This is a genomic window from Bacillus sp. JJ1533, from assembly GCF_036965045.1.
In the GTDB taxonomy this organism is placed as follows: domain Bacteria; phylum Bacillota; class Bacilli; order Bacillales; family Bacillaceae_L; genus Ferdinandcohnia.
This window is the reverse complement of record NZ_JBALOV010000038.1, coordinates 42,524-56,488: the sequence shown is the minus strand read 5'-3', so window position 1 is coordinate 56,488 and position 13,965 is coordinate 42,524. Positions and strand designations below refer to the sequence as shown.

Genomic DNA, 13,965 nt, shown 5'->3' with positions numbered 1-13,965 from the left:
CAAACGAGTTATTTTTATACATACAGTGTATAATTTTGTTGTTAGGATTGATATAAGTTAGCACTAAACAGCAAATTTAATGGAGGTGACTCCTATGATCTACATCGGTGTAACGGGATGGGGGGACCATGACAGTCTATATGCTGCTGGAACCTCGCCAAGAGATAAATTAAAGGAATATGGTGGACACTTTCCAATTGTTGAAGTGGATGCATCCTTCTATGCGATTCAGCCTAAACGGAATGCAGATAAATGGGTGAAAGACACACCTGAATCCTTCCAATTTATTGTCAAGGCCTATCAAGGGATGACAGGACATCAACGTGGAGATATTCCATTTGAATCAAAAAAAGAGATGTTTGATGCCTTTCGTTTATCACTTGAGCCCTTTCAGAAAGCAAATAAGCTTGCAATGGTTTTATTTCAATTTCCACCATGGTATGATTGTAAACGTGAAAATGTAGACTATTTGAGATGGTGCAAGCAACAAATGGGAGATATTCCGGTGGCCCTTGAATTTCGCCATCAATCTTGGTTTTCACCACAACTGCAAGATCAAACCTTATTATTTATGAAACAAGAAGGATGGATTCATAGTATTTGTGACGAACCACAAGCAGGCTCTGGTTCAATTCCAACGGTACTTTATCCTACAAATCAAAAGAAGACCCTTGTACGGTTTCATGGGCGTAACGTTCATGGTTGGACAAAGCCAAGTGAAGGCAATTGGCGTGATGTCAGGTACTTGTACAAGTATAATAAGAAAGAGTTAGAAGAATGGGTTGACCGCATCCATCAGATTCGTAAAGAAAGTGAATCCATCTATGTGTTATTCAATAATAACTCAGGTGGCGATGCAGCGGATAATGCTAAGCAATTTATCAATATGCTGGGAATCGAATACCGAGATCTTGCCCCAAGGCAATTAGACTTTTTTAGTTAACTTAACTAGGTTTTGTAAAGGAGGTGTAGGATTGATTGAGACCGTACATATTTATCATACAAACGATCTCCATAGCCATTTTGACCGATGGCCCAGGATCACTAGATATATAACTGAGATGAGACAGTTTCACCAACAAAACAATGAAGAAATGCTATTAATTGATATTGGAGACCATATTGATCGCTTTCATCCGATATCAGAAGCTTCCTATGGAAAAACAAATGTGAAACTTTTAAATCAGCTGCAATACGATTATGCAACAATCGGAAACAATGAGGGAATTACAATGTCCTATGAGCATCTTGATTCCTTATATGAAGAAGCGGAATTCAAGGTATTACTTGCAAATCTTTTTGACCAAAATGGAAAGCTTCCAAGTTGGGCCCTTCCCTATGATATTTACATCTTGCCAAGTGGTTTTAAAATCGGAATGATTGGTTTAACCGTTCATTATATTGGATTGTATAAGCTATTAGGATGGAATATTAAAGACGCACTAGTTGTTTTGAGGGAAACACTGGATGAATTAAAGAATAAAGCAGACATGATTCTGTTATTGTCCCATTTAGGAATCAATGAAGACGAACAAATCGCCAGAGACTTCCCAGAAGTTGATGTTCTCCTTGGTGGGCATACACATCACCTTCTAGAAAACGGAAAACGAATTAACAATACACTGCTTTGTTGTGCACAAAAATATGGAAATTATATTGGTCATGTCACATTGGAAATTGATACGTTGCAACAGAAGCTAATTGGTAGTACAGCAAGTGTAATCCCAACAAAATCACTTCCAGAAAGCAATGAAACGAATAAAGTTCTGTCACAATATTTAGTGGATAGTAAACAAACTTTAAAAGAGGATGTTATCGCAGTAATCGATGAACCATTACCAAGCGATTGGTTTGCTGAAACCTCATTTTCTAGGCTTTTAGCTGAGGTCCTCCGTGAATGGTGTGATGGAGACATATCGATGGTCAATGCTGGTCTATTGCTTGACTCGCTTCAAATGGGAAAAGTAACGAGAGAAGACCTTCATCGAATCTGTCCACATCCAATCAATCCTTGTAAGGTTTGGCTAAAAGGTGATGAGCTGAAGGAAATCATTTTACAGGCTAGCACCGACGAAATGGAAAACCTAAGAATTAAGGGCTTGGGCTTTCGTGGAAAGGTTATGGGTAAAATGGTGTATGACGGAGTAGAGCTCGAAACGACAAAGTTTTCAGATGGTGTGGATCATATTATCCAAATTAAAATTAATGGAGAAGAGCTAAATCCAGATAAAACATATTCAATTGCAACTATTGATATGTTCACCTTCGGATTACTTTTCCCTGTTATACGGGACGCAAAAGATAAGAAATATTATATGCCAGAATTCTTACGGGATCTTTTAGCAAAGAAAATAAAATCCATTGGTCAAACAGTCTAATGATCCCTAGCCAAAAGATGTAGGCAAAAGATAGGTCTATAACTAGTACCCATTTCTAACACATTTCTTTTCCCACACACATAATTTAGTAGGGAAAGGAGTGTGCTAGGAATGGTCTCAATGACACCAATTTTGATTGATAATCATCAATTTACAGCCATTACTGTGAAATTACCTAAGACAAATTTTATGGCAGTCTCAAATGAAAATGGCTATATTATGTGTGGAGCTCTCGACGTTGCATTATTAAATGAAAAACTTAAAGATCGAGGCATTATTGCTGGTAGGGCTGTTGGTGTTCGTACAATCGAGCAATTACTGGATGCCCCTCTTGAATCAATCACATACGAAGCCGAGAATCGAGGAATTACAGTAGGCATGAAGGGCAAAGATGCCTTACTAAAAATGATTTAAAATCCAAACACCTGAGAAGGTATTCAAATAAAAATAATTATCGTACATCCCCTCTTACTTGCATACATATAGCATGTAAGGGGGGATTTTCGTTTGGCAAAATACAGACGTCGCCTACAACCAAGAAGGAAAGGGCCTTTACCTTTTCGTTATGTCTTTTTAATAACTATTGTTTTTTTTATCGTTTCGACGATCGTCGGTTTATTTATTATTAACAAAGCGATTGAGCCTGCACTTATGGCATATGCTGAGAATGAAACAAAAAAGGTAGCGGCTACAGTTATTAAAAATGCAATCAACAAACAAATAAATGAGGAAGAATTGATCCAAGAGGATTTGAGTATCGTTCAAACAGATGAAACGGGAAAGGTAATTAGTTACAACACACAAGTTGTCAATAGAATGGCAACAAAAACACTTGGAAATATTGAGGAATATTTAAAATACGTGAATGACGGAGATATAAGTAAACTTGAATACCCCGATTTAGAAATTGAAAAAGATGACGCAACAGGGCAAACAGGATTTGTTTTTAAAGTACCCCTTGGAGAAGCAACGAACAATGCCATCTTAGGAAACTTAGGTCCGGAAATTCCGATTCGGTTTCATATGGTGGGTTTTGGGGAAACAACGCCACAGGGGAGAATTGACGAGTGGGGAATTAATAATGGATGGTTTCAATACAATGTTTTAGCGACTGTTACCATGCAGGTTATTTTACCGTTTTCTACGGGAGAAGTAGAAATCGAAACCATCGTTCCAGTAATCAATCAAAATATATTGCATGATGTTCCTGATTTTTATAACAATGGCAGCGACTCATCACCTTCTATTGAAATACCAACAAATTAGCAACAAAAGCAAAAGGGGCTATGCAATGGAACTGGATGTAAAAAAATACTATACTAGAATAATTGTTTTATAAAGTGTAATGAATTATACTACAAAAGGAATTCTAAAAGTGAATAACACCACCTTATCGGATCGATGAGGTAGAGGTGCGGAAAATATGAGTAAACTATGTGAGGATGACAACGAGGAGCATAGTTGAAAGGACTTTTCGCCGAAGCAAAAATGAACTTGTCAACGTTATTTTTGTTGGGGTTGCCTTGAAAAAGGGTAACACTGTCATTATAGAGATGCATCTATAATGGAGAGCTACTGATCGTGATGGAGGATAACATAACATTACCAAGAGTAATGATAGTTATTTTCTATCATTACTCTTTTTTATTTTTTCTCTTACCACGTACGCTCTCCATGAAATATCAAACTTGGAGGAACACAATATGTCTGGAACCATTTATTCAATTATCCCACCGATTATTGCTCTGTTAATGGTGGTTTTAACCCGCAGAGTCCTACTTTCTCTTGGAGTCGGAATAATAGCGGCCGCAGTTGTATTGCACGGAAATGTTTTATTAAACGAAGTTGTCGGAGCTTGGCTTGAAAACATTGGTCTCACAATTTGGAATAGCTTTAAAGGAGTCGTTGTTTCAGAAGGCGCCCTTAATACATGGAATGTATATATTATCTTATTTTTATTCCTCTTAGGCATTATCACTGCTTTCATCTCGATCTCTGGTGGAAGTCGAGCCTTTGGAGAGTGGGCTCAAACAAAGGTTAAAACACGAACAGGTGCACAGCTGTTAGCTGCTGTTTTAGGGATTCTTATTTTTATTGATGATTACTTTAATGCGTTAGCTGTTGGGCAAGTAAGCAGACCTATCACAGATCGTAATAAGGTTTCACGCGCAAAGCTTGCTTATATTATCGACTCAACATCTGCACCAATATGTGTGGTCTCACCGATTTCAAGCTGGGGTGCTTATATTATTGCGATTATCGCCCCAATTTTAGTAACACACGGAATAACCGACTATTCACCTTTATCGGCTTTTATACAAATTATTCCAATGAACTTATATGTAATTTCAGCTATGTTAATGGTTTTTGCAGTTGCTGTATTTAATATTAATATTGGGAGTATGAGGGTTCATGAAAATCGAGCTATGACAACTGGCGAAGTTGTTGATCCTGAAAAGCCAGTACTAGGTGAGCTAAAACAGGAGTTACCTCAAAGTGAAAAAGGGTCTGTAGGCGACTTAGTTTGGCCTATCGTTGCATTAGTTATTGGAACAGTTGGTTCATTATTTTGGACAGGCTATGAAGCATCAGAAGGCAATGTTACCATTATTAGTGTTTTGGAAAACACGGATGTAACAGGATCTCTGTTATACGGCGGATTGTTTGGCATAGTTGTCACACTTCTTATGTTCCTTGTTCAGGTCTATGGAAAACGTGCAATTAGCGTCAGTCTTCTACCAAAAGGAATCATTGAGGGTATTAAATCTATGCTTCCAGCTGTCTATATTTTAGTATTTGCATGGGTGATTGTTGACTTAATTGGTCAGATTGAAACAGGAAAATATTTAGCAGGTCTTGTAGAAAAATCCCATTTAAATATTGCGTTTTTACCAGTTATTCTATTTGTTGTAGCGGGTATAATGGCATTCGCTACAGGCACATCTTGGGGAACATTCGGAATGATGCTGCCAATAGCAGGGGACATTGTAGCAGCATCAGATCTTAATCTAATGCTGCCGGCTCTTGCAGCTGTATTAGCCGGTTCTGTATTTGGTGACCACTGTTCACCAATTTCAGATACAACGATTCTTTCTTCAACAGGTGCAGGAAGTCATCTTATTGATCATGTAATGACACAGCTTCCATATGCAATCATTTCTGCTGTAATTGCAGCATTTGGGTATGTAGTACTTGGTTTAACCGACAGTACATTGTTAGGGTTACTTACTACAGTAGTATTATTTATTATTTTTGTAATTACAGTGAAAAACGGAGAAAAGGCATAATAAATCTATTTAAAGTCTTATAACTGAATGTAAATAAATATGTAAGAGACAAGGGATTAGAACCTTTGTCTCTTTTTTTTGAATAAGCATATATTTAAACATTAAAGTTCAAAAATGCTAGTGTAAAAAATATTTCAAAAAAGTTAACTATTGCGAAAATATTGCTTTGACAGACTAGTGGGAAAATAATATACTATGCTTATATTGAGTAGTCAGAAATATCAAAATTCCTAACATGCATATATAAATAGGAATTTAGCTGACTTTGTAAGAAGGTTAGATTATTATCTATTAATCTAGCTTTGTATTACGATCTGTAGCTACAATTACTTCAACAATCAGAAAAGTATAAGGGGGAAAGAAAATGGTTTTTAAGAAAAAAATCACTTCGGTCTTAATGGCTACAACGCTTATGACTGGAATCCTTGCCGGTTGCGGCGGAGGTTCTACAGAAACAGGATCAGAGGGCTCTGGATCTTCTAAAGGAGGAGATACAATTAAAATTGGTGCTAACCTGGAGCTTTCAGGTGGAGTTGCATCTTATGGATCAGGAATTGCTGATGGGGTAGCTCTAGCTGTTGATGAAATCAACGCAGCAGGTGGTGTTGATGGTAAACAGATTGAAATTGTTAAAGTTGATAATAAATCTGATGCAGCTGAAGCAACAAACGCTGCCATCAAATTGACTAGCCAAGATAAGGTAACAGCAATTATTGGTGCAGCTACAAGCGGTAATACCGTGGCACAAGCACAGATTGCGAATGATAACAAGACGGTTCTAATTTCACCATCTGGTACAAGCCCAACAGTAACGGTAAAAGAAGATGGAACAGTAAATGAGTATGTATTCCGTACAGCTTTTATTGACCCGTTCCAAGGAACAGTTGCGGCTAACTTTGCTCTAAATGAACTGAAAGTAAAAAATGTTGCTATTTATGCTGATAATGCAAGTGATTATGCAAAAGGTCTTGCTGCTTCATTTAAAGAAACATTCGAAGCGGCTGGGGGTACGATTGTTGCTGAAGAATCGTATGTAGCAAAGGATACTGATTTCCGTTCTACATTAACTCGTATTAAAGCTGCCAATCCTGAATATATCTTCATTCCTGGATACTATGAAGAAGTCGGCCTAATTGTTAAGCAAGCTAGGGAAATGGGCATTGATGTTCCATTAATGGGGGCGGACGGTTGGGATTCTCCAAAGCTTGTGGAACTAGCTGGAGCTGATGCCTTAAATAACACATACATCATCAATCACTATTCTTCTGGTGATCCTGATGAAACGATTCAAAAGTTTGTCAAAGCTTTTGGAGACAAATATAATGGCAAATCTCCTGATGCATTTAACGCACTTGGATATGACACTGTTTACCTACTTGTTGATGCAATGAAACGTGCGGGCAGTACTTCAGATTCAGAGAAAATTAAAGATGCTCTTGCTGCAACTAAAGATTTATCTTTAATTACTGGAACCATTACAGTTGACGAAAATCACCATCTCATAAAATCTGCATCCGTTTTAGAATATGTTGATGGTAAGCAAGAATTCAAATCTAAAGTTAATCCTTAAGATTAACCAGGAGAGATGGGGGGATTATCTATCCTCCCATTTTTCTTTCCCATATTACGTTAATTGTTCAGTTAAAGCAAAATTTCAATAAGCATCAATGCAAAGGCTTATACGCGTTTCTTAAAAGGAGTGAGAGTTCATGGAATGGGTACAGCAAATAATTAACGGTATTTCACTCGGCAGTATTTATGCACTAATCGCTCTTGGGTATACGATGGTGTATGGAATTATAAAATTAATTAACTTTGCCCATGGCGATGTTTTTATGATAGGAGCATTTGTTGGATTTTATGCTATAACAGGCTGGGGACTGGGTTTTTTCCCGGCATTACTACTGGCCATGACTGTTTGTGCAATATTTGGAGTGCTTATTGAAAGAATCGCATATAAGCGATTGCGGAATGCAACGCGAATAGCAGCATTAATAACGGCAATCGGTGTTTCCTTACTCATTGAATATGGGGTCATCTATGTTCGTGGTGCACAGCCAGAGGCATATCCCAATGTATTACCAAACAAGTCCTTTGAAATTTTTGGTGCGCAAATCAGCAGCCAATCTCTATTAATTCTTTCCGTTTCTATTATTTTAATGGTTATTTTGCAATTTATTGTTCACAAAACGAAAATTGGGAAGGCGATGCGTGCAGTCTCTCATGATATGGATGCAGCTCGTCTAATGGGAATTAATGTGAACACTACAATTTCTGCAACTTTTGCCATTGGTTCTGCGATGGCAGGAGCAGCAGGTGTTATTTTTGGTATTTATTATACAAAAATTGATCCATTAATGGGGATTATTCCAGGTTTAAAGGCATTCGTTGCGGCCGTTTTAGGCGGAATTGGGATTATTCCCGGAGCAATGGTTGGTGGGCTTGTTCTCGGTGTAGTTGAAACAGTTGTAAGTGCATTAGGTTTTTCGCTATGGCGCGACGCTGCAGCATTTATCATTCTCATTTTGATACTATTATTTAGACCATCGGGCATCTTTGGTAAAAATGCTAGAGAGAAGGTGTAGGTGAAAATGATGAAAAAGGCAAAAGGATTTTGGCTGTTTTTTATTATTTCATTCGTCGTATACGGTACGGTACAATTTCTGATTAATGCTGGGATCTTGAATCCATATTATTCAAACACACTCATCTTTATCGGCATTAACATCATTTTGGCAGTCAGCCTCCATTTAGTAATTGGGATTACCGGACAATTTTCAATAGGACATGCAGGATTTTTAGCAGTAGGGGCCTATATATCAGCCATCATGACCATGAAGCTTCAACTGCCGTTTCCCGTAGCATTATTAGTTGGCGGAATTGTAGCAGCTTTAGCTGGTCTCATTGTCGGAATACCGAGTCTTCGTTTGAAAGGTGATTATTTGGCCATTGCAACATTAGGGTTTGGGGAAATTATCCGGATTGTATTCTTAAATATTGATTATGTAGGTGGAGCAGCAGGAATGCAAGTTTCACATTTAACAACCTGGACTTATACGTTTATATGTTTATTCATTACAATCATAGTGATTATGAATTTCACCAACTCGAGACATGGAAGAGCGTGTATTTCTGTACGTGAAAATGAAATTGCAGCTGATGCGATGGGGATTAACACAACATACTATAAGGTAATTGCCTTTGCGCTCGGCTCTTTCTTTGCAGGTGTTGCCGGTGGATTGTATTCACATAACTTCTATATTATTCAGCCTACAAACTTTGGCTTCTTAAAATCCTTTGATATTCTTATTTTTGTGGTTCTTGGGGGACTTGGAAGTTTATCTGGCGCTGTTATTTCAGCTATTCTATTAACATTAGTGTCGACATTTTTACAGGATTATCCGGAAACACGAATGATTATGTACAGTCTTGTATTAGTTATCGTGATGCTATACCGCCCTCAAGGCTTAATGGGTACACGTGAAATTACGGATCTTTTCAAGTGGAAAAGCGCGAAAGGAGGCAACTAGCATGGGCCAATCACCGTTACTTCAGGTACATGACGCTGGTATACAGTTTGGCGGGCTTAAAGCGGTTTCCGGGTTTAATATGGAAATTAACCAAGGAGAGCTTGTTGGGCTCATTGGACCAAATGGAGCTGGAAAAACAACAAGCTTTAATCTGCTAACAGGTGTTTATGTTCCAACTGAAGGGGAAATTCTGTTAGAGGGTAAACGTCTTAATGGTTTGCCTCCTTATAAGGTAACACGTCTTGGAATAAGTCGTACCTTTCAAAATATACGTCTTTTTAATGAGCTATCTGTTTTAGATAATGTTAAGGTTGCTTACCATTCATTGGCAAAACATTCTATCATCAGCTCGATTCTGCGACTTCCATCTCACTTCTCAGGGGAAAAAGAGATGGAGGAAAAGTCTATTGAGTTTCTGAAAATTTTTCAATTAGAATCGTTTAAGGATGAAAAAGCAAAAAACCTTCCATATGGTAAGCAAAGAAGATTAGAAATTGCCAGAGCTTTAGCAGCTGGTCCTAAGCTGTTACTGCTTGATGAACCGGCAGCTGGTATGAACCCACAAGAGACAAATGAATTAATGGAATTAATTGCTCTTATCCGTAATGAATTAAACATAACAATTTTATTGATTGAACATGATATGAGTTTAGTTATGGGTATTTGCGAAAGAATATATGTCTTAGATCATGGACAACTAATTGCTCAAGGGACGCCAGAAGAAGTTCGTAATCATCCGAAAGTCATCGAGGCTTACTTAGGTGAGGAGGTTACAAAAGACCATGCTTAAAGTTGATCAAATCGATGTTTTTTACGGAAATATTCAAGCGCTCAAAGGTGTTTCCTTAGAAGTAAATGAGGGTGAAGTCGTTACATTAATTGGTGCAAATGGAGCTGGAAAAAGTACCCTTTTGAAAACTTTATCAGGACTTTTAAAACCCAAAAATGGAACGATTCAATATTTGGGTGAATCAATCGGCGGGAAGGCTGCTCAAGGGATTGTGAAGGCAGGAATATCCCATGTACCAGAGGGGCGACGCGTTTTTGCCAATATGACAGTCGAAGAAAATTTAGAGCTGGGAGCTTTTTTAAGAAAAGATAAAGAAATACAAAAAGATATTCAAAAGGTTTATGAAACATTTCCACGTTTACATGAACGTAGGAAACAGCTTTCCGGTACATTATCAGGTGGAGAACAGCAAATGCTCGCTATGGGCCGGGCTATTATGGCGAGACCAAAGCTTCTGCTCTTAGATGAACCATCGATGGGATTAGCTCCTTTAATGGTTAAAACAATTTTTCAAATTATCGAGGACATTAGCCGAGAAGGAACGACTATTCTCTTAGTTGAACAAAATGCACATATGGCTTTGTCTATAGCAAATCGTGCTTATGTAATTGAAACAGGACGTGTAACGATTTCAGGAACAGCTGCTGAACTACAAGCAAGCGAAGAAATAAAGAATGCTTATCTTGGCGGACATTAACCCATATTGGGTTGTTCGAGCAAGCTAATTATGAAAAGAGGGTCAAAAAAAGATCGGAAAAAAGGCTGTGGTAAACCAATTACCGCAGCCTTTTACATTTATCGTTTTCTTGCTTTTCTTTCTGCTCTTTCCCATGCACGCAGATGCGGGTAGGGGTCGAAGGACCATTCTATATAGCCATTGTCCTTATACATGCCATAATGAAGATGTGGTGGGAATTTTCCTGCTGTTCCTGGTGGTCCGTATCCAGAACTACCAACTGAACCGATGATTGTACCTGGTTCAACCACTTGTCCAATGGCAATATCCTTTGCAAATCCGTTTAGGTGAGCAAAGTAGTGATACGTATTATTGACATCGCGAATTCCGATTCGCCACCCCCCAAAACGGTTCCAGCCCTTCATTTCAATCACTCCGTATGAGGTTGCACGAACCGGTGTGCCATAGCTTGCAAAAATATCTGTACCTTCATGCATTCTTCGACCACCCCAGCCTCGCGCATCTCCCCATGTGTTTTTATAGCTGTGATTATAACCAAGTGGGACTGGGAATGCATGCTTATCTAAGTCTAAGGTTCCATATGTCGAATAGATTTTGGCAATTCCCATGATTAGGGAAACAGATTTATCCCGTTTGTAATAGTTCCATAAGCCAATTTTAAAATTATCAGGATCAGTCCCATACGCCAAAATTTGTTCGGACATTGTAAATAAAATATCCTCGTCATTTGTCTGGTCGGCAATACCATCCCCGTTGCCATCCAGACCAATTCCACCGAAAAGCTGAATGCTGTATGGGTTTGAATCATTTAGATTTGGATTTAAAGCACCGACCCAAACCTCGGGTTTAATATAGATTCCAATCAGCCCGGTTTCCTTTGGTATATCCTTGCGGACACGACGAATACTTCTTTCATATTGATCAATCGCCGCATAGTAGTACCAGGGAATCTGGGTTATTGTCTCCATTTTTGTATAAAGATTCATTCGTTCCTGAAAGATATCTTGTTGAGCCTCTGCTGCACTTGCTCTGAAAGGCAATCCGGATAAAAGTAAACAAATAACAACTACTATTCCAAGTTTTCTGTTCACGCACAAAAATCTCCTTTCTCAAAAAAATCCCAAGGATATTTGATTGTAAAGATATCTATGTTTAATAAAAAATGTTATCCAAAAATAATCTTCCTTGTTAGTTTGTTAAATCATTTTATTTTCATAATAACTAATTGTTGGAAGCTTTGAATTCATCCAATTATGCTAAATCTTGGATTCTTCATTATTTTAGGAGTATAATAGGGATAGCCTTTGCAATGGAGTGATAAAGTATGTCTAATAAAGAGGAATATCTTCGTAAGCCAGAATGGCTAAAAATAAAACTGAATACGAATGAAAGCTACACAGGCTTAAAGAAAATGATGAGAGAAAAGCAATTACATACAGTTTGTGAGGAAGCAAAATGTCCTAATATTCATGAATGTTGGGCTGTTCGAAAGACCGCTACATTTATGATTTTAGGGGATACTTGTACACGTGCTTGCCGTTTTTGTGCGGTTAAGACTGGACTTCCAAATGAATTGGATTGGGCCGAACCGGAGCGCGTTGCTGATTCTGTCGCTACAATGGGATTAAAACATGTCGTGATCACAATGGTTGCCCGTGATGATTTAAAAGACGGAGGAGCAGCGGTATTTGCCGAGACTGTTCGTGCGATTCGCAGAAAGAGTCCATTTACATCTGTTGAAGTGTTGCCATCTGATTTAGGTGGTGTGTACGATAACTTAAAGACGCTTATGGATGCAAAGCCTGACATTCTAAACCATAATATCGAAACTGTTCGACGTCTATCTGACCGCGTTCGTGCGAGAGCAAAATACGAGCGTTCACTCGAATTCTTACGTCGTGCAAAAGAAATGTATCCAGATATCCCAACAAAATCGAGTATTATGATAGGTTTAGGTGAAACAAAAGAAGAAATCATCGAAACAATGGATGACCTACGAGCAAATAATGTTGATATCATGACTATTGGTCAATACCTACAACCATCAAAGAAGCATCTAAAAGTTCAAAAATACTATCATCCAGATGAGTTTGCTGAATTAAAGGAAATCGCCTTAAGTAAAGGCTTCAGCCACTGTGAATCTGGTCCGCTTGTACGTTCTTCTTACCACGCAGACGAGCAAGTAAACGCGGCAAAAGCAAATAAACAACTTAAAGAAGCATAAAAAAGGGGGATAGCCCCCTTTTTTTGATGTTACATTTTATGAAGACCATTTTTAAAAAGATTTTGTGCCGTCTAGGAAGGACAATCCGGCCAAGATTTCATACGGAAGAGTCCTTCATTAAGGTTATGAAGGACAATCCGGTGAAAAATTCATGCAGAAAAGTTCTCCATCAACTTATTGGGTTCCTTTTCTTAACAGGTCTCTTCCGTCATCCCTCTTTTGATCTTCATTTCCTTTATTTCCAGTTGTACCAGCATTTCCGGTATCGTGTATATCTCCACCTTCAGTGTCAGTGCTTGGGTTTTTTAGGAAGTCCTGATTTTCTCTAGCCTTACGTTCATATTCAGGGTTTAATCCGCCTTCCATTTCACCATTTTCATTTTCCCCATCACTTACCTTATAACCTTGTGGAGATTTTATCATTTGTTGTATTGTGGATGTAATGATCTGATCGACATTCCGACTGTCAGAGTCGAGTCTACCGAACCTTTCAATTTGATTCATCATGTCTGGATCATCGGAAACGTAAACATGGTAAAATCTTGGGACAACGGAAAGAGCAGAACGCTTTACTTGGTCTGCAGTTAAGTTGCGATCCTTAGAATCCGTATCATACACAACAAGGACCTCTTCATCGGTAACAAGTGTCCCTACATCATTCACATTCGGAATCGTTGTACATATTTTACTAATCAAATCCGCTACTTTTTCACGATCCATCGCTGGTAAATTGTTATACACATTTGCTTGACCAGGGACTGGATTTTTTTGATGACGAACATAGCCAAAGTTCGTCATTTCCTTGCCATCGTTTTTAACACCCTGTGAATTGTATAGCTCATTTTGGTCAATTCGATTTATTGTATTTCCACTTTCATGGTATACTCCTGCATGATCGTTAGTGTCAGAAGCACCACAGCCAGTTAAAGCTGTTATTGCAAGTAAACCTGAGATGATTGTGTATTTTTTCAATCTCGACACCCCCTCAGTTGTAGGGTGGCCATTTCACTAAAAAATTCGCATAGTAATTGATGGGTTGATTGGCTATAATGGAAATAT

At 38.3% G+C, this 13,965-nt stretch carries 13 protein-coding genes and 1 riboswitch; of the genes, 11 read left to right on the top strand and 2 right to left on the bottom strand.

Features of this window, described 5'->3' with window-relative positions; all coding sequences use genetic code 11:
- Positions 1-94 precede the first annotated feature (94 nt).
- The 10 genes from V7138_RS20405 (at position 95) to V7138_RS20360 (ending at position 10,682) form a co-directional block, all read left to right on the top strand.
- Positions 95-943 carry a DUF72 domain-containing protein gene (locus V7138_RS20405; protein WP_335400986.1) on the top strand — a complete coding sequence of 283 codons (849 nt, stop codon included), beginning with the start codon at positions 95-97 and terminating at the stop codon, positions 941-943.
- Positions 944-974: 31 nt separating this feature from the next.
- Positions 975-2,378, top strand: coding sequence for a bifunctional metallophosphatase/5'-nucleotidase (locus tag V7138_RS20400; RefSeq protein ID WP_335400984.1), 1,404 nt, complete (start codon positions 975-977; stop codon positions 2,376-2,378).
- A gap of 111 nt (positions 2,379-2,489) precedes the next feature.
- Positions 2,490-2,792, top strand: a complete 303-nt coding sequence (locus V7138_RS20395) for a YunC family protein (protein WP_335400982.1) — start codon at positions 2,490-2,492, stop codon at positions 2,790-2,792.
- Positions 2,793-2,885: 93 nt separating this feature from the next.
- The gene (gene yunB / locus V7138_RS20390; RefSeq protein ID WP_335400980.1) at positions 2,886-3,644 is read left to right on the top strand and encodes a sporulation protein YunB; all 759 of its coding nucleotides are present in this window, start codon (positions 2,886-2,888) and stop codon (positions 3,642-3,644) included.
- A gap of 133 nt (positions 3,645-3,777) precedes the next feature.
- Positions 3,778-3,961: riboswitch (Lysine riboswitch) on the top strand.
- 120 nt (positions 3,962-4,081) lie between these two features.
- Entirely contained in the window at positions 4,082-5,665 is a 1,584-nt protein-coding gene (locus V7138_RS20385; protein WP_335400978.1) for a Na+/H+ antiporter NhaC family protein, read from the top strand.
- A gap of 364 nt (positions 5,666-6,029) precedes the next feature.
- A complete protein-coding gene (locus tag V7138_RS20380) occupies positions 6,030-7,235 on the top strand; it encodes an ABC transporter substrate-binding protein (RefSeq protein WP_335400976.1) in 1,206 nt (401 codons plus the stop codon).
- A gap of 139 nt (positions 7,236-7,374) precedes the next feature.
- Positions 7,375-8,250 (top strand): branched-chain amino acid ABC transporter permease, encoded by an 876-nt coding sequence (locus V7138_RS20375; protein ID WP_335400974.1) that lies wholly within the window; start codon positions 7,375-7,377, stop codon positions 8,248-8,250.
- A 9-nt stretch (positions 8,251-8,259) separates the two neighbouring features.
- A complete protein-coding gene (locus V7138_RS20370) occupies positions 8,260-9,195 on the top strand; it encodes a branched-chain amino acid ABC transporter permease (protein ID WP_335401075.1) in 936 nt (311 codons plus the stop codon).
- Position 9,196: 1 nt separating this feature from the next.
- The gene (locus V7138_RS20365; RefSeq protein ID WP_335400972.1) at positions 9,197-9,985 is read left to right on the top strand and encodes an ABC transporter ATP-binding protein; all 789 of its coding nucleotides are present in this window, start codon (positions 9,197-9,199) and stop codon (positions 9,983-9,985) included.
- Positions 9,978-10,682, top strand: coding sequence for an ABC transporter ATP-binding protein (locus tag V7138_RS20360; RefSeq protein ID WP_335400970.1), 705 nt, complete (start codon positions 9,978-9,980; stop codon positions 10,680-10,682). The genes V7138_RS20365 and V7138_RS20360 overlap by 8 nt, the downstream gene beginning before the upstream one ends.
- A gap of 98 nt (positions 10,683-10,780) precedes the next feature.
- On the opposite strand, the gene V7138_RS20355 is transcribed toward V7138_RS20360, so the two are convergent.
- Positions 10,781-11,755, bottom strand: a complete 975-nt coding sequence (locus tag V7138_RS20355) for a M23 family metallopeptidase (RefSeq protein WP_438824389.1) — start codon at positions 11,753-11,755, stop codon at positions 10,781-10,783.
- Between the two features lie 251 nt (positions 11,756-12,006).
- On the opposite strand from V7138_RS20355, the gene lipA reads away from it, so the two are divergent.
- On the top strand, positions 12,007-12,906 hold the full coding sequence (gene lipA, locus V7138_RS20350) for a lipoyl synthase (protein WP_335400968.1): 900 nt from the start codon (positions 12,007-12,009) through the stop codon (positions 12,904-12,906).
- Positions 12,907-13,080: 174 nt separating this feature from the next.
- Here the strand turns inward: lipA and V7138_RS20345 are convergent, their stop codons facing one another.
- Positions 13,081-13,878 (bottom strand): YhcN/YlaJ family sporulation lipoprotein, encoded by a 798-nt coding sequence (locus V7138_RS20345; RefSeq protein ID WP_438824387.1) that lies wholly within the window; start codon positions 13,876-13,878, stop codon positions 13,081-13,083.
- Positions 13,879-13,965 lie beyond the last annotated feature (87 nt).